Annotated in this window: 19 protein-coding genes; 12 read left to right on the top strand and 7 right to left on the bottom strand. The window is 53.0% G+C overall.

The window, feature by feature from the left end; translation table 11 throughout:
- Positions 1-45 precede the first annotated feature (45 nt).
- Positions 46-855 carry a DODA-type extradiol aromatic ring-opening family dioxygenase gene (locus CCB157_RS13070; protein WP_238594711.1) on the top strand — a complete coding sequence of 270 codons (810 nt, stop codon included), beginning with the start codon at positions 46-48 and terminating at the stop codon, positions 853-855.
- Between the two features lie 68 nt (positions 856-923).
- Here CCB157_RS13070 and CCB157_RS13065 read toward each other — a convergent pair whose 3' ends face one another.
- Together CCB157_RS13065 and recU are read right to left on the bottom strand one after the other, a co-directional pair.
- Positions 924-3,647, bottom strand: coding sequence for a penicillin-binding protein 1A (locus CCB157_RS13065; RefSeq protein WP_077616321.1), 2,724 nt, complete (start codon positions 3,645-3,647; stop codon positions 924-926).
- A gap of 76 nt (positions 3,648-3,723) precedes the next feature.
- A complete protein-coding gene (gene recU, locus CCB157_RS13060; protein ID WP_077616320.1) occupies positions 3,724-4,323 on the bottom strand; it encodes a Holliday junction resolvase RecU in 600 nt (199 codons plus the stop codon).
- Between the two features lie 239 nt (positions 4,324-4,562).
- On the opposite strand from recU, the gene CCB157_RS13050 reads away from it, so the two are divergent.
- From CCB157_RS13050 to CCB157_RS13035, 4 genes are all read left to right on the top strand, one after another.
- Entirely contained in the window at positions 4,563-5,552 is a 990-nt protein-coding gene (locus tag CCB157_RS13050; protein WP_077616318.1) for a DUF2515 family protein, read from the top strand.
- 143 nt (positions 5,553-5,695) lie between these two features.
- Positions 5,696-6,001, top strand: coding sequence for a hypothetical protein (locus CCB157_RS13045; protein ID WP_077616317.1), 306 nt, complete (start codon positions 5,696-5,698; stop codon positions 5,999-6,001).
- A gap of 63 nt (positions 6,002-6,064) precedes the next feature.
- A complete protein-coding gene (locus tag CCB157_RS13040; protein ID WP_143287047.1) occupies positions 6,065-6,442 on the top strand; it encodes a YppE family protein in 378 nt (125 codons plus the stop codon).
- A 50-nt stretch (positions 6,443-6,492) separates the two neighbouring features.
- Entirely contained in the window at positions 6,493-6,723 is a 231-nt protein-coding gene (locus tag CCB157_RS13035; RefSeq protein ID WP_077616316.1) for a DUF1657 domain-containing protein, read from the top strand.
- Positions 6,724-6,946: 223 nt separating this feature from the next.
- On the opposite strand, the gene CCB157_RS13030 is transcribed toward CCB157_RS13035, so the two are convergent.
- Positions 6,947-7,294 (bottom strand): DUF4363 family protein, encoded by a 348-nt coding sequence (locus CCB157_RS13030; protein WP_158077315.1) that lies wholly within the window; start codon positions 7,292-7,294, stop codon positions 6,947-6,949.
- 85 nt (positions 7,295-7,379) lie between these two features.
- On the opposite strand from CCB157_RS13030, the gene CCB157_RS13025 reads away from it, so the two are divergent.
- Positions 7,380-8,240 carry a DUF421 domain-containing protein gene (locus CCB157_RS13025; RefSeq protein ID WP_077616314.1) on the top strand — a complete coding sequence of 287 codons (861 nt, stop codon included), beginning with the start codon at positions 7,380-7,382 and terminating at the stop codon, positions 8,238-8,240.
- Positions 8,241-8,476: 236 nt separating this feature from the next.
- Positions 8,477-8,680, top strand: coding sequence for a hypothetical protein (locus CCB157_RS13020; protein ID WP_077616313.1), 204 nt, complete (start codon positions 8,477-8,479; stop codon positions 8,678-8,680).
- 102 nt (positions 8,681-8,782) lie between these two features.
- On the opposite strand, the gene CCB157_RS13015 is transcribed toward CCB157_RS13020, so the two are convergent.
- Genes CCB157_RS13015 through CCB157_RS13005 form a run of 3 tightly spaced genes read right to left on the bottom strand, consistent with a single transcriptional unit; the run spans position 8,783 to position 10,066 of the window.
- Positions 8,783-9,328: a hypothetical protein gene (locus CCB157_RS13015; protein WP_077616312.1), complete on the bottom strand. Its 546-nt coding sequence runs from the start codon at positions 9,326-9,328 to the stop codon at positions 8,783-8,785.
- A gap of 5 nt (positions 9,329-9,333) precedes the next feature.
- Complete coding sequence (locus tag CCB157_RS13010) at positions 9,334-9,768, bottom strand: Hsp20/alpha crystallin family protein (protein WP_077616311.1); 435 nt, start codon at positions 9,766-9,768, stop codon at positions 9,334-9,336.
- Between the two features lie 40 nt (positions 9,769-9,808).
- Entirely contained in the window at positions 9,809-10,066 is a 258-nt protein-coding gene (locus CCB157_RS13005; RefSeq protein ID WP_077616310.1) for a DNA alkylation repair protein, read from the bottom strand.
- Positions 10,067-10,274: 208 nt separating this feature from the next.
- Between CCB157_RS13005 and CCB157_RS13000 the strand changes: the two genes are divergently transcribed.
- The gene (locus tag CCB157_RS13000; protein WP_077616349.1) at positions 10,275-10,706 is read left to right on the top strand and encodes a MarR family winged helix-turn-helix transcriptional regulator; all 432 of its coding nucleotides are present in this window, start codon (positions 10,275-10,277) and stop codon (positions 10,704-10,706) included.
- A gap of 221 nt (positions 10,707-10,927) precedes the next feature.
- Positions 10,928-11,545, top strand: a complete 618-nt coding sequence (gene wrbA / locus CCB157_RS12995) for an NAD(P)H:quinone oxidoreductase (RefSeq protein ID WP_077616309.1) — start codon at positions 10,928-10,930, stop codon at positions 11,543-11,545.
- Between the two features lie 65 nt (positions 11,546-11,610).
- Here the strand turns inward: wrbA and putP are convergent, their stop codons facing one another.
- Complete coding sequence (putP, locus tag CCB157_RS12990; RefSeq protein ID WP_077616308.1) at positions 11,611-13,119, bottom strand: sodium/proline symporter PutP; 1,509 nt, start codon at positions 13,117-13,119, stop codon at positions 11,611-11,613.
- Between the two features lie 257 nt (positions 13,120-13,376).
- Between putP and CCB157_RS12985 the strand changes: the two genes are divergently transcribed.
- The 3 genes from CCB157_RS12985 to pstA all read left to right on the top strand — a co-directional run bounded on the left by CCB157_RS12985 (position 13,377) and on the right by pstA (position 16,193).
- A complete protein-coding gene (locus CCB157_RS12985; RefSeq protein ID WP_077616307.1) occupies positions 13,377-14,282 on the top strand; it encodes a phosphate ABC transporter substrate-binding protein in 906 nt (301 codons plus the stop codon).
- A 73-nt stretch (positions 14,283-14,355) separates the two neighbouring features.
- Entirely contained in the window at positions 14,356-15,312 is a 957-nt protein-coding gene (pstC, locus tag CCB157_RS12980; protein ID WP_439951329.1) for a phosphate ABC transporter permease subunit PstC, read from the top strand.
- Positions 15,309-16,193 (top strand): phosphate ABC transporter permease PstA, encoded by an 885-nt coding sequence (gene pstA / locus CCB157_RS12975; RefSeq protein ID WP_077616306.1) that lies wholly within the window; start codon positions 15,309-15,311, stop codon positions 16,191-16,193. The genes pstC and pstA overlap by 4 nt, the downstream gene beginning before the upstream one ends.
- Positions 16,194-16,202: the final 9 nt, after the last annotated feature.

Genomic DNA, 16,202 nt, shown 5'->3' with positions numbered 1-16,202 from the left:
TATAAAGGAGATAGCGTCAAACGTTTCGATCGGGAGGGTGTGGCCTTGGGAGAGTTGATTTACGCCTGCATTGCGCCGCACGGCGGCGAAATCATTCCCGAACTCGCCGGAAAGAACGAGGCTCGGATGGCGAAAACGCGGAGGAGCATGGCGCTTCTGGGCGAACGCCTGCGCGCCAAAACGCCCGACGCGCTCATTGTCGTGACGCCCCACGGCACGAGGATCGACGGGCAAATCGCGATCGTGAATAGCGAAACCGTTGCGGGTTCCGTTGAAGAAAACGGGCGGACGTATACGATGGTCCGTGAAGTCGAACGCGCCCTCGCCCGCGCGATCGCCGAAGAAGCCGGACGCGCCGGCATTCCGTGCGGTTTACTGAATTTCGGAACCTCTGACGGGCCGCTGTCTCGGCTGCCTTTGGATTGGGGCGCGATCGTGCCGCTTGCCTTTATGCCCGACGTGCCCATCGTCATCATCACGCCTTCGCGGCTTGTCCAAGCGAACGCGCTCATGGCGTTCGGACGAGCGTTGCGGACGGCGGTGGACCACAGCGGTGTGCGCGCCGGCTTGATCGCGAGCTGCGACTGGTCGCACACGCACGCGGCTTCCGGTCCTTACGGTTATCATCCGGCCGCAAAAACCGTGGATGAAAAAGTGGTCGGCAGAATCAAAGAGGGGCGGCTCGAAGCGCTTAAAGAGATTTCGGAAGAAGAGATTGAAAACGCGAAGCCCGACGGTATTAGTCAGGCTCTCGTCCTCGCGGGCGCCGTTCCGCCTGCTGAACGGAAGGTCGAGTGGCTTTCTTATGAAGCGCCGACGTACTTTGGCTTGATTTGCGCCGAAATCAAAGCGTAAAAAGGCAAAAGGGCTCGTGTGAACAGGATGAAAAAAGGCTTTCCCGTTTGCGGGAAAGCCTTTTTTCGTTAATCCGAGTTTTTTTGCGGTTTTGAGGTTTGCACGCCCGGCGATTGGCCGTTGTCTTGCTCTCTGACATTGTTCCTGCCTTTGTTGCCGCCATTTCCGTTTTGTTGTCCGGAACCCGTCTGGCCGCTACCGTTTTGATCTCCAGGGTTATTGGTCGCACCGCCATTGCTGTTTTGCCCATTGGAGTTGTTATTTCCATTGCCGTTGTTTTCATTGCCGTTGCCGGCGCCGTTTCCGCTTTGACCGTTCCCGTTGTTATCGGTTCCGGTGCCGCCGCTGCCGTTGTTTTGATCGGTTCCATTGCCGTTATTCACGCTGCCGTTGTTGCCGTTTCCTTGGTTGGCGTTGCTCGAAGAATCGGCGCCCGGAATTTTGATGGTCACCTTCACCGGATCACTACGGTTGTCGGTGCCGTCTTCCACGGCCGTGACCGAAAAGACGTACGTTTCTCCCGGCGTGAGCTGTCGGACGACGACTTGATGGTCGTGGGTCGTCGTAATCGGCCGGAAGCTGCCGTTAAAGCTTTGCGCGACTTCAAAGCTGACGTTGCTGCCCGAATAATTCCAGGACAAGGTAACGGATTGATCGGCCGGATTGTATTTCGCCGACAGACCGCTCGGTGCATCGATTTTCGCTTGTTGTTTTTCTTGAGGCTCTTCCGCCGGCTGCGTTCCGCGCACATACAAAGCCGAGCCTTTGCGGACGACGGAATTCGGCTGTTGCCAGTCGGGCGTGCTTGGCGACGCCAATCTTCGGATGATTTGCCCGAACAGCTGGTGGGAAATGTGTTGTTCATAGGGGCTGACCATGATGTAGCCCTTGTTCTTGACGTTTAAATTGGCGTCATAGCCGGTCCACACCGCCGCCGTGATGTCCGGCGTATAGCCGACGAACCACGAATCGAGAATGCCGTGGGCCATTTCATAAGGCGTTAAATGGTATCGTTGTTGCGCGTATTCATCGGGGTTCGTCGATCCCGATTTGCCGGCGACGACGTAACCGCTGAGGCTCGGACCGGCGTAGGTCCCGTGATCGATGACCGCTTTCAGCATATCCGTAATCATATAAGCGGTGTAATCGTGCATGGCCGGATGTTCATCGTGGTCGAACGACACTTTGCGCCCGTCAGGGTACATGATGTATTCGATCGCGTACGGCTCGTTATAATTGCCGTCATTGCCGAACGCCGCGTATGCCCCGGCCATTTGCAACGGGTTCGAAACGAACGACCCGATCGCGTAAGTTTCGTTGAAGGCGGATCGCTTAATCGGTATGCCGAGCTTGTTGGCGAAGTCGACGACGCTGTCCACCCCCGCTTGTTTATCGACCGTTTGCAAGGTCTCAATGGCGGGAATGTTGCGCGACAGCGCGAGCGCCTCTTTCATCGTCATTTTCCCGTAGTAACGGTTGTCCCAGTTCGTGACGGTCCGGCCGTCGGAATAGGCATGCGGTTCGTCGACGAGCGTATGGTTGGTCGGCCATTTCAAATATTCGATCGCCGGGCCGTAGTCGATGATCGGCTTCGCGGTCGATCCCACTTGGTTGCCGTAACCGGTCCGGGCATCGCCGGTGATCGCGTAGTTCGTTCCGTATTTATAGTGGCGGCCGCCGCCGACGGCGAGAATCGCGCCGGTTTTCGTGTCGATGATGGAGATGCCCGCTTGGAAGTTGGCTTTGACCCCGTTGAAGTTGGCGTCATTGTTTAAAATTTCCTCAACGGTGTCCTGGGCTTTTTTGTTAATCGTCGTGTAAATTCTTAAGCCGCCTTGGGACCATTGGGTGCTGTCGATCTTTCCGGTATCGACGTAAAGCTTTTGCAGCATCGTGATGACGGCCGTCGAATTGTGCTCGTTTTCGTTTTCTTGCGTTTCCTTATGGTTTTTCAGCATCTCCTTGATCGAGACCTGTTTCGCTTTTTCCGCTTCTTCTTTCGTGATCTTATGGTTTTTCACCATCAAGTCAAGGACGAGATCGCGCCGCTTTTTGGCGTTGTCCGGATGCTTGAGCGGGTCATAGTAGGCCGGTGACTTCGGAATGGCCGCGAGCATCGCCGCCTGCGGAAGCGTGATTTGGTCCAAATGATCGACGTCCAGTCCGAAGTACGTTTTCGCCGCCGCCGCGACGCCGTACGCCTGTTCCTCGAAATAAATTTTGTTCAAGTACATTTCGAGGATCTGCTTTTTGCTGTATTCGCGATCCAGTTTGACGGCGAGATAGGCCTCTTGGATTTTCCGCGTCAACGTCTTCTTCGGCGTGAGATAGCTGAGCTTGATCAGCTGTTGATCCAGCGTGCTCGCGCCTTCCGCGCCGAAACCGTGCGTGATGTTCGCCACCACCGCGCCGCCGATGCGGACGGGATCGATGCCGAAATGTTGATAAAAACGCGTATCTTCCGTCGAGATGAAAGCGTCTTGGACGACTTTTGGAATTTTATCGATCGGCGCGTACACGCGGTTTTTCGACCCGATCGTTGCCAAGAGCACCGGTTTGCCGCTGTCATCTTTTCCATAAATGCGGGTCGCCGAAACGTTTTTCAATTTGGAAGGATCTAATGCCGGCGCATTGGAAATGATGACCGCAACGGCGATTGTTCCGGCAAGCATCATGAAAAGAAAGACCAAGAGTGCGGATAAAAAGATCTTTTTAAATAGCCCTTTCTTTTTCTTTCCGGAGTTTTGGAGCGACTTTTGTCGTCGTTCCATTCGCGATTTATATTCAGACATGGTTTCCTCCAACCTTTCGGATGGCAAATCTCGTCAAAACAGACAGTTCGAAGGGGACGAAGGATTTTTGTCCAGCTTAATTTTTTATATATTTACGATCAACGATGGCAAGATAATCAAGCCGCGGCGCCCAACCGAACGGAATTTTGTCGCCTTTTTCTTCAAAGACCGACTTCGGGAGCGACTTCCTTCCGCCCCGCGCTTGCTCTTTCCAATATTGGAAAAGGACGTCGGCGTCGAGCAAATACACATCATCATCGCGGGTGAACTTGACAATAATAAAAACGATACCGCCGTGCGCCTTCACTTGTTGCATGTGACGGATTTGATGTTCGTGAAAGTTTTGCAAAGGAAGTGCGGTGCGGTTCATCGTTTCTTTCGCTTCAAAATCGATGTATCGGCCTTTATAAATGCCGTTGTAATCGGTCGTCGACGGCTTTTTAAAATAGGCTTCGGTGATTTTGGCCGCGCTTCGCTTTGGATAATCGACGCGGACGATCTGCACGGGCGTCGGTTTCTTATAAATGACGGCGATGTCTTGCTCCCGATAATAGAGATTCGTCGCGTTCAAATCGTCTTCAAGCGACATGCCGCGGTTCGCGTAGTTGATCGTCTGTAATTCATCGCCGGACGGGCGCCCGACGTACGGTTTTCCGTTCGGATATCGGACGGTCATGATGGTTCCTCCTTCTGAACGGCCTTTCACTATTATAACATATATAGCCGATCGCCGTTTTTAATCATCGGTCGACATTTCCCTTTTCCGTTCAACGCTTCGCCGCGGTTCGGCGATACGGAAGGGAAAGACCGGCTGACGCTTCGCCGTTTGGCGGCCTGCTTGGAGTTATCTATCAAAATGGACGTGGCGATACGTTCGGAACTTAACCGGTTTTTCATAAGGTGGTGAAAGCGGCCATGGACGATGCGGTACGCCGCTGCCAAGAGAGGCGCGCGCGGCTCGTGTTGACGCCGGGGGAGCGCCGCCTCGTGCAAGCGATTCAAAGGTTGACCCGCCGTCACAATCGCGACAACGTGACACGGACGCGGGCGTATTTGGATTTTTATTTGCGCCATCCGGAAATCCGTTGGGCGTTGCTCGCCAGCATGGTCTCGCGCAACGCCGGTTGGAATATGGCGGATTTAACCTGTGAACCGTTTTGCCGTGTTTTGTCGCCGCGCTTTCGTTCCCATCTTTTTCATGCTTATGAGCGGCCGAACTGGCTCATTTTTGACGACAGCTTTCCGCAACTTCTCCTTTATGAGCGGGCGAAGCGCACAGGAAAACCGCTTTTTCATCTGCTTAAAGCGCTCGGCGTCTCCGTCTTTATGGAAATGGAGTGGGAACGCTTTTGGACTTCTCATGATAGGACCCGTCTCGTCTATGCCCAAATCGTCAATGAACAGCACGTCATCGAGGTCCCAGTTATCCGGCACCCGTTTTTTCACAATGCGGTCTTCAATCATTGGTTATATTGGCTGCAAGAGCGCCTCCGTTTTAACGCGGTCGTATTCCCGACCGAACGCGGGCGGCTGTACGGGTACAGCGCCGTGCATTTTAAACGGGTCGATGCGCGCATCCTTTTGGGCAAACGGCTTTATCACCTATTGTTCGATGTCTCGGAATCTCCCTCAATCCGATCGTTTGCCGAAAATGTCCCGCATACGGGCAGCCGCTCCGATTATGAACGTGCCTTCGGCCGTTCCTCGGTCCGGGATTTTTCGTTTCGCGAACGATACAAGCGGGTGAACCATAAACGCTTGACGAAACCGGATTGGTTTGGCGGGAGTTATCGAAGCGATTGGTATGATCGACCGACGCTGCCGCCGTATGATCTCACGCGTTGGTATCTAAAAAAGCGGCGGCGCCTCAACCGGATCGCCGCGTGGATGAAGTGGAAAGGGTGAACCTTTACGGCGGGGGAAGTTTGTCAAACGGACGCCGTCCGCTTCTTTCTTTGTTGAACCGGCACTTCTTTTGTCATACCGGCAGGGAGAAAACCGGCGTGCGCGAATTCTTTTGATTAACAAACACACGCGAGGTGATAAGGATGGCGAAGCGTCAAACGAAACGAGGCATTTCCCGCGAAGAATTCGAACACAGGATGGATTTTATGGAATTAAAACTCGATCAAATCGAGCGCAAACTCCAAGATAAGGCCGACGAAATCGTCGCCATAGAACTGCTGCAACATCGCCGCGAGATCGACGACCTCAGCGAAGCGATTGACCGCATCGATCAGCAGCTTCGTAAAATCGAAGAAGAACTGAACGGGGTGAACCGAACGAAAGAAGCGGGGGAACAGGAACGCCCGCGGTTTCGGGCGGCGGGAAAAACGGCGCCGATCATGTCCTGACCGCGTTTCCGCGGTGGAAATCAACGTTTCCCATCTGTTACGATAGAACCGGAGGTGGTCGCGGTGAACGCGGACAAGCACCGCCGGATCATGACTCTGACGCAAACCCTCTTGGATAAGAACGATGCGGCCCGGCGCCAATTCGTGGAGCGCACGCCCCGTGAGGATTATGCGCCGGACTTTTACGGGGAAGTCAAACCGTTCGCCGATGAAGTGTCGCGGCTCCTCGATGAATGGAAACCGCTGGTCATCGAATGGATTCGCAGTGAACATCCGCCTTATCTTCACATCAAACAGATTGAAGATACGTACGACAACTTGATGATCGTTTCGGTTACCGCTTTTCAAAAAGATACGCGCCGCCGCCGTTTCATGAATACGATCCAATCGATTGATTACGTGTTGCGCACGATTTTGCAGGCATTAAATTCGGATGAGTAAACGCCGCGCTTTCCGGGCATTTTAAAAGATGGAAGGAAAGGCGGTTGAAGATGACGATTTACCAACAGCTCAAACAAACCATCGCTGATTTGAAAAGCGCGGAAGCGAGTTTCGAGACGTTCTATTATCAGACGAAGGATGAACGGGCGAAAAAAATATTTGAAGACGCCTTTAAAACCGCGCAATCCGTAATCGGAAAGCTGGAGACGCGCCTTCTGCAAATCGAAAAGGCGGAGCCCCAATACAAGACATTGGGGCAAAAGAAACAGCCGTCTTCATAGAGCGGCGGCCTCCGAAGGGCGGATCGCGGCGCTTAAAAGGCTGACTTCCCAATCCGACGTCAACATATAGCTTAGAGGTTCAAAAAATGAAGGGGCGGGTGCTAAAAGGATGAAAAATAATCCTTTTGGCATCCGCCCCTTTTGTATTTGGGCCAGGTCTTGCGTCCGCTTGACCGCTGCCGGAACCGCTGCCCTCGGCGGCGCATACGGTTCTGTACAAGACCTACAGTTGAAAAATCTGATCGAGCGTGGCTTTTATGTTCGCGGTGAGCTTGAGGACGCCCGCGCGATCTTTCGCCTTGATGGCCGCTTTCAATTGTTCGATATCGACTGCGAGTTGTTCGTATTCCTGTTCATCGCCCATGAGTTGATATTTCCACTCGTTTTTGCGGTAATACCTTTGAAAATCCGCCGTTTGCCGCCAGGCCTTCTGCCAATTGTTGTGCTCAATGCTTTGTTCAATGCGGATCAATTTGATCTTGACGGGCTTCGGCGTTTGGGCCTCCGCGCGAGCCAACGGAGCCGCCGTGAGGCAAGCGGTGAGTGCGAGCGCGGCAAGCATCTTTTTCATGGTTTTTTCCTCCTTTCGCCGCATCTTTTTATTATGTTGTCCAAATAATAAAAGATGATGTTGCAATGATTTTGGAGGAAAAGACATGGCCGAATACCAATTGATTTTTATGCGCTCTTTGTTCGCTTTTATCATCCTGCTCATCATCTGCCGGATTTTAGGAAAACAGCAGATTTCCCAGCTCACCTTTTTCGATTACATCGTCGGCATCACAATCGGATCGATCGCCTCCAGTTTATCCGTTGATCAGAACATCAAAATCACCAACGGCCTGATGAGCCTCATCGTTTGGGGAGGGCTCCCCGTCATCATTGCGTTCCTTTCGATCAAATCGCGGGCGATGGCGATGTTGTTTGCCGGCACGCCGATGATTCTCATCGAAAACGGGAAAATCAACGAAAAAAATTTGCGCAAATCCAAGCTGACATTGGATCAGCTCATGCTGAATTTAAGACAAAAAAACGTGTTTAAGCTGTCGGAGGTTGAGCTCGCGGTATTTGAGACCAACGGTGAAGTCAGCGTCATGAAAAAAACCGATCAGCAGCCGATTACCCCGAAGGTTTTGGGCATGCAGCTAGAGGCGGACCGGCGGCCGTATCTCCTGATACAAGACGGCAAAGTCATCGAAAAGCAATTGCAACAATCCGGATATACAAAAGAATGGCTGTTCGGCGAGATCCAAAAACAAGGCGCGCAGGAATTTAAAGACGTCTTTGTGGCGCAGGTGGATTCAAAAGGAAATCTTTACGTCGATCTTTACGACGATCAGAAAACCCCGCAAGCAAGCAGCGCCCGGCCGCTCGTCGCGGCGCAATTGCATAAAATCCTCGCCGACCTCAACGCCTATGCCTTGAGCACGGAAAACGAGGAAGCGAAACGGATGTACCGGGAACAGTATGAAAAGATGAAAGCGTTGGAACGCCGGGTCGCGCCCTTTTTGAAATAGCATTAAAAACGAAGGCGCGCCTGTGGGGGGATATGAAATAATTTTGCCCTCTATGGCCGCGCCCGCCGTGCGTTCCATTCACACCGGCTTCAAAGCCTAAACCGCTCCGCTAATAGAGGACGGGCGGTTTTTTTATTTTTTCGGAAGGCAAACGTCCCCGGCCGTTTTTTGCCGATCGATCATATCGGCGGTTGGACGAGCATATGATCTATTAAAAAAAACGGGAGGGGACGGCGATGATAGATAAAGCGCAAACGGAAACGGCGGCGCACCGTTATCAATGGGAAGCGGCCGTGAAAAAATGGTGGGGAAGGGCGAAAGCGATCGATCCCGAACACATCGTCGAAAATATGACAGGGGTAATGTTTCGGATCATTTTGTTTTTCGGCGTTCCGTATTGCATTTACATCTTTTTTAAGTTTTTGAGCCTAAAGTCGTAACCCCATCCATGGATTTTTTGCGCCATCGTTGAAACGATGAAGCGATGGGTGCCGAAGGGCGTTCATTAAAAAAGGAACTTCGCCGCGGCCGGGAAGTTCCTTTTATAAGTAGGGTTGAAGCGCGCGGTAAAACGCTTCGGTCGTTAAACCGCCGAGCCTTGGAATGCCGATGCTTGCAAGGGCGACCGTCCGTCCGTTCACGATGGGATAAACGCCGGCCCAACCGCCGTTTAAACTGTAATAAGGGGTATTGGGCAGCTTTTTTAGAAAGCAAATGTAGCGGCCCTCGGCCAGCGGTCCGGTGTAGATATCATTGAGAGGGCTGGGCGGTACGGGCAGCGGTTCGACCCCCGTCAACAGCACGTTGACGGCACCGGCACGCCCCTTAAACAACCGTTCTAAGCGGACGCGTTGCACGGTGTTGACGAGTTTTCCGCGGCCGGCAGCGTGTGGCGTCGGAAACGACGTGACGATCGCTCCGACTTGGCAAACACCGATCACGTCGGAGCTCGATACCAAAGCGGGAATGTCGCTGAACCGCTGGGTTCGGATCACGTCGGAATGTGGATCAAACGCCTGTGCGGCCGTTCCCGAAAAAACGAAGGTGATAAGGAAGAAACCGAGGAGCGTTCGCAGAATATTAGCCATGTGTTTTAATGAAAATCGATGTCGATCCGACGTTGGGCGTTTCCTTGACGCTTCGGCATATGAATTTCAAGGACACCGTTCTTATAAACCGCCGTTGTTTTCGTTTCATCCACCGCCGCCGGAAGGGTCACGGAACGGTGGAAGCTGCCGACGAAGCGCTCGCGGTGATGGATCTGGTGTTCTTGAAACATTTCTTCGCGTCGAATCGTTCCTTTAATGGTTAATACGTTGTCGTCAACGTGAACGTCGACGTCTTCTTTGCTTGCCAACCCCGGCAAATCACAAGTCGCGACCACTTCCTTATCGGTTTCATGGATGTCGATGGTCGGGCCGATCCATCTTTCCCGGAACAACGGATGAAGATCTTCCGGGAACGTATGATTGAGGGCATGGCGCCAATGCGCGATGCCGCGAGAAGGTTCGTAAGGAAAGAATGCCATGGCATCAACCTCCTATTTTCTGATTACGGGCATCGGTATCTCACGGTATTTGCTTGGCCATGGATTGCGCGCGTTTGATAAAGGCGATTTCATCATCGATGACGCCGCAAACGGCGCATTGAACTTTCAGCTCCGGTCCTCTGTACGGCAAATGAAAAGGATCGGGACTTCGATCCGCAAAATTCTCGACGATGGAACCCGTATTGGGATCGAGGCGGACCGGTGTGGCGACTTGTTCGATCAAATTGAATCGGGTTTTGTTGGTTTTGCAGTTCGGGCAGAGATAAGGATCCGGCAACCCGCGCACCTCCCATCGATGTTTTAATAGACAGGCCGGCTTCGCTGGCGTTTCCGACCGTGTTCAAAAGCGGAGGATCGCCCCATGGTATAAGATGCCCGACGGCACCACAAATTATGAAGGCATGGAATTTGACGAGGCCCAAAACATAGCGGTATAATTGTCTCGAATTCAAGATATTGATCAGGCCGTAAAGGAATGGAAAGGTTTGAGCGAAGATAAGGCTTTGAAATTGTTCGTCGTTTTGTCCCGCGCTTATCGGACGGTCGCCGCACGGGCTGAAAAAGATATTCGCAACTACGGGCTGAATCCGACGGAGTTTGCCGTCTTGGAATTGCTCTATCATAAAGGCGAGCAACCGATCCAGAAGATCGGCGAGCGCATTCTGCTCGCGAGCGGCAGCATGACTTATGTCATCGACAAACTGGAACAAAAGGGCTATATCACGCGGATGCCGAACGCGCGCGATCGGCGGGTCATCAAAGCCTGCATCACGGAACAAGGCGCCCGCGTCATAGAGCGCATCTTTCCGTCGCATCGAAGGGCGTTGGCGGAAATCCTCGCCGGCGTCAGCGATGAAGAAAAGGACCGCTTGATCGAGCTTTTGAAAAAAGTCGGTTATCACGCCCGCGACCTTTAACGTTTTTTTAGGCGAATATCTTGAATTAAAGATATATGAATATAGGATAATAACGCCCGTGCTGAAACCGACCGGAATGGGAAACCTAACTTTATCTGCTCAACCCTTTATCGGCCTGAAAGCACTTTTTGGAAAAAGTGCTTCCAACCATTGAGGATGCGGCGGTCACCCACCGCCATTCCCTATCAACGACACCATAAAAATAGAAGGAGTGGAGAGGCGTGGAAAACGTCAAATTAGCCGTTATTTACTACAGCTCGACCGGTACGAACTATAAGATGGCGCAAATTGCGGCGGAAGCGGCGAAGGAAGCCGGCGCGGAAGTAAAGGTGGCGAAGGTTCAGGAACTCGCTCCCGAATCGGCCATCGCTTCCAATCCGGCCTGGAAAAAGCATGTCGAAGAAACGAAAGATGTGCCGCCCGCGACCCTTGAAGATCTCGAATGGGCCGATGCCATCATCTTCAGCGTTCCGACGCGGTTCGGCAATGTCCCGTCCCAATTGAAACAATTTATCGACACCACCGGAGGCTTGTGGGCTCAAGGCAAACTTGCCAATAAAGTCGTCAGCGCGATGTCGTCCGCGCAAAATCCGCACGGCGGCCAAGAAGAAACGATTTTGTCGCTCTATACGACGATGTATCACTGGGGAGCGATCGTCGTCGCGCCCGGGTTCACCGATCCGTCCATTTTCGCCGGCGGCGGCAATCCCTACGGCACGAGCGTAACGGTTGGTGCCGACGGGACGTGGCAAGTCGATGCGACGGAAGCGATCAAGCATCAGGCGAAACGCACCGTTCAAGTCGCCGCTTGGGTGAAAGCCGGTTTGAAAGGAGAATAAGCCGCTGAAGCGCGGCGCGCTGTTAAATAAAAAACCGACGGTGAAAAATCCGTCGGTTTTTTCGTTTATTGGGCCATTTGCTTTTTCATCTCATCAAAGCGGTCGAGGACATTTGCCTTCGGCTCGGGCGTCAGCAAGCTGGCGATGACGACCGCGGCGAGAGAAAGGAAGAACCCCGGAATCATTTCATAAACGTTGTCGGCTGCCCACAAGAGCGAATGGGGCATCGGGAACAGATGATTCAAGCTGTGGATGTTCAGCCAAAAAATCACGGTCAGTCCTCCGACCAGCATGCCGGCGAGCGCCCCTCCGCGCGTCATCCGTTTCCAATACAGGCTGAGCAACAGGACGGGACCGAAGGCCGATCCGAATCCGGCCCAGGCATGGCCGACGAGATTCAAAATCGTGTCGTTCGGCGTATACGCCATGACCATGGCGATGACGGCGATGGTGAGCACCGCGCCGCGTCCGATGAGGACGAGCTCCTTGTCCGTCGCGTTTCTCCTGAAGAACGTTTTATAAAAGTCTTCGGTCACGGCGCTCGACGTGACGAGCAGCTGCGAGGAGATCGTGCTCATGACTGCCGCCAACACCGCCGCGAGCAAAAAGCCGGTGATGAACGGGTTAAACAAAATGTCCGCCAGTTTAATATAGACGGTTTCAGGATTTTTCAAAGGCCCCCCGTGATGGGCGAAATAAGCAATACCGGCCAATCCGCTGATCATCGCGCCGAGCAGCGACAGGATCATCCATCCGATGCCGATGCGCCGTGCGGATTTCAGCTCGTGCGGGGTTTTGATGGCCATGAACCGAACGATGATATGCGGCTGGCCGAAGTAGCCGAGACCCCAGGCAAAAAGGGAAACGATGCCGATGAACGACGTGCCTTTGAAAAAGTCTAGCAGAGATGGATCGATGTGGCGAATGTCATGCAGCATATTGTGCGTGCCGCCGACGTCGGTAATGGTGATGATCGGCACGAGGATCAAAGCGATGAACATGATCGTCCCCTGGACGAAATCGGTCATGCTGACGGCGAGAAAGCCGCCGAACAACGTGTAAGCGACGACGACGCCCCCGGTCAACACCATGCCTAAGCGATAATCGAGGTTGAAAGTGCTTTCAAAAAGCGTGCCGCCTGAGACCATCCCGGATGAAACGTAAAGCGTAAAGAAGACCAGGATCACAAGGCCGGAAATGAGCCTCAATAATTTCGAATCATCTTTAAACCGATTTTCCAAAAAATCGGGAATGGTAATCGAATCATCTGCCAATTCCGTGTAAACGCGCAAGCGCGGGGCGAGGAGCAAATAATTCAAATAGGCGCCGATCGTCAGGCCAATGGCGATCCAAGCGCTGGAAACCCCTGAGGCGTACAATGCGCCCGGCAGCCCCATGAGCAGCCAACCGCTCATATCGGATGCGCCGGCGGATAAGGCCGTGACCGCGGGACCGAGCGCGCGCCCGCCCAACATATAATCAGATAGGTTATGGGTCCGTTTATAGGACCAATAGCCAATCGCTAACATGCCCACCATATAAATCGTTAAAGAAATGCCTACTCCCCATTCCACGGTGCTTCACCTCGCACAAATAGGATTGAAGGTTTCCCGTTGCCATTTGCATCCGTCCCCAGATGAAGGGGGATGGGAACATAATATCAAAAAATATTTAATATTAAAAGACTTAAATTAAAAAGCGCTTGCAAAAATGTTTCCAGAATGGACGCTAACCTTTACAAAACATTAACATGGCCTTCAAACGCTTTTTACCTTTTCCCTTTAATCTCATAGACGAAGGGAAAATAAATCAGGGAAAAGGGGATTAAGGAATGGCGTATAAAAAAGCAGTATTATCCTTACTGTTGTTGTTTGTTCTCGTTTTTGCAGCCGCCTGCGGCCATTCGGAAAAAACAAGCAGCGGAACGAAAGCGGAAAGCAAAAAATCGACGGACGCTTCCGGATCGATCACGATCGGCGGTTCCACGGCGTTGCAGCCTTTGGCCGCCGCAGCTGCGAAACAATATCAACAAGATCATCCTGACGCGGTCATCGAAGTCCAAGGCGGCGGCAGCGGCACGGGCTTGAGCGAAGTCGCGAAAGGAAACTTCGCCATCGGCATGTCCGATGTGTTTGCCGAAGAAAAAGAAGGGATTCCCGCCGATCAATTGAAAGACTACAAAGTCGCCGTTGTCGGCATGACCGCGGCCATCAATAAAGAGGCTGGCGTCACCAATCTTTCCAAAAAAGATTTGATCGCCATCTTCACCGGGAAAGTGAAAAACTGGTCCGAAGTGGGCGGTAAAAACTTGAAAATCACGCTGGTCAACCGTCCGGATGGTTCGGGAACGCTCGCAACCTTCCAAAAATATGCGCTCGACGGCGCCAAACCGGCGAAAGGCATTACGCAAGACGCCTCGAACACGGTGAAGAAAATCATCGCCGAAACGCCTGGAGCCATCGGTTATCTCGCCTTCTCCTACTTCGATGATTCGGTCGTCAAAGCGAGCATCGACGGCGTCGAAGCGACCAACGAAAACGTCGAAAACGGAAAATTCCCGATCTGGGCCTATGAACACATGTACACGAAAGGCGAACCGAAAGGCTTGACGAAGGCTTTTCTCGACTACATGATGAGCGACACGGTTCAAAACCAACTTCTCCCGTCCCAAGGCTACATCCCGATCACGGCGATGAAAGTCGAACGCGATGCCAACGGGAACGTGACGAAAAAGTAAGTCCGTGAATCGACGGAAAATCGGAAAGCGGGGGTGTTTGCCCCCGCTACCGGATTTTTTGATTTAAGGAGTGATGGGATTGGCGTCAGAACGCAACGAACTCACAATGCCATCGACCGGTCGTGCCGCCCGCGCGCAGCATCTTTTAAAAGGAAAGACGTGGAGCGACCGGGACTTAAAGGCAAAAATCTTTATTTTTTCGGCGGCCCTTCTCATAATGGCCGCTACCGTCGCCTTGACTGTTTTTCTCATCGTGAAAGGCTTGCATTCATTTCTCATTGATGGAATCAGTGTCATCGAAATGTTCGTCGCCGGCGAATGGAATCCGAACGCGAACCCGCCGTCGTTCGGCGCTCTCCCCTTGCTGTTCGGGTCCTTTGCCGTGACGTTGTTGTCCGTCGCGATCGCAACGCCCATTGCCTTGGGCACGGCGATCTTCATGACGGAAATCGCGAAAAAACGTGGACAAAAATTGATGCGGCCCGTCATGGAACTGCTCGTCGGCATCCCGTCGGTCGTCTACGGTTTCATCGGATTGACGGTGATCGTCCCGTTCATTCGCGATCACCTTGGCGGCATCGGCTTTGGGCTGCTCGCAGCGGGAATCGTCCTCGGCATCATGATCTTGCCGACGGTGACGACCGTCGCTGCCGACGCTTTTCAATCCGTACCCAATCATTTAAGGGAAGCCTCTCTGGCACTCGGAGCGACTCGATGGCAGACCATTTATAGGGTGGTCGTGCCGGCGGCGCTGCCGTCCGTACTCACCGCTGTCATTCTCGGGATGGCCAGAGCATTCGGTGAGGCCTTGGCCGTTCAAATGGTCATCGGCAATACGGCGCAAATTCCGCATTCTTTGACGGAACCGGCGGCGACGTTGACGACGATGATCACTTCGAGCCTCGGCGAGACGACTTACGGGAGCCTCCAAAATGACGCGCTTTGGTCGCTCGGTCTCATTCTGCTCGCCATGTCTTATCTTTTTATACTCGTCATCCGCTTTTTGTCCTATAGGAGGAGATCGTCTTGAATGCTAAAGTCACGGATCGCCTCGCCACGCTTTGTTTTATCCTTTGTGCCGCCATCACGGCGGGAACCCTCTTTTCCCTGTTGGGCTATATCGTCTTTCAAGGCGTCAGCCACATCGATTGGCATTTTCTCACAGCTGATGCCAGCACGTTTCAGGCGGGCGGGGGAATAAAAAACCAATTATGGAATTCATTTTATATGCTGCTGATGACGATGTTCTTTTCCGTTCCGCTCGGCATCGCGGGCGGCATCTATCTTGCGGAATATGCGCGCCCGAATAAAATCACGGCTTTCTTGCGTTCCTGCGTGGAAGTGCTCGCTTCTTTGCCGTCCATCATCGTCGGGATGTTCGGGATGCTTTTGTTCGTCAACACCTTTCATTGGGGATACTCCGTTCTGTCCGGGGCGTTGGCGTTGACGATTTTTAATCTGCCGGTCATCATCCGCGTCACCGAAGACGCGCTGGCGGCGGTGGCCCGGGATCAAAAAGAAGCGAGCTTCGCGCTTGGAGCGACGCATTGGCAAACGATTCGAACCGTGCTATTGCCCGCGGCATTCCCGGGATTGTTGACGGGGATCATCTTATCGGTCGGCCGCGTGTTCGGCGAATCGGCGGCGCTTCTCTTTACCGCGGGTTTATCGACGCCTAATTTAAATTTCGGCGATTGGAACCCGATGTCGCCGCAATCGCCCATCAACCCGTTTCGCTCGGCGGAAACGTTGTCCGTTCACATTTGGGCAGTGAACACGAACGGCATCATTCCGGACGCGAAAATCGTTGCGGCGGGATCTTCCGCCGTCCTCGTGATCGTCGTTTTGCTCTTCAACATCATCGCCCGCCTCGTCGGCGCTTTGATTGAAAAACGTTGGTCGGGAAAATAATGAAAGGTT

The sequence above is a fragment of the Caenibacillus caldisaponilyticus genome (assembly GCF_002003465.1).
GTDB lineage: Bacteria > Bacillota > Bacilli > Bacillales > Sporolactobacillaceae > Caenibacillus > Caenibacillus caldisaponilyticus.
This window is presented reverse-complemented; position numbering and strand designations above follow the sequence as displayed.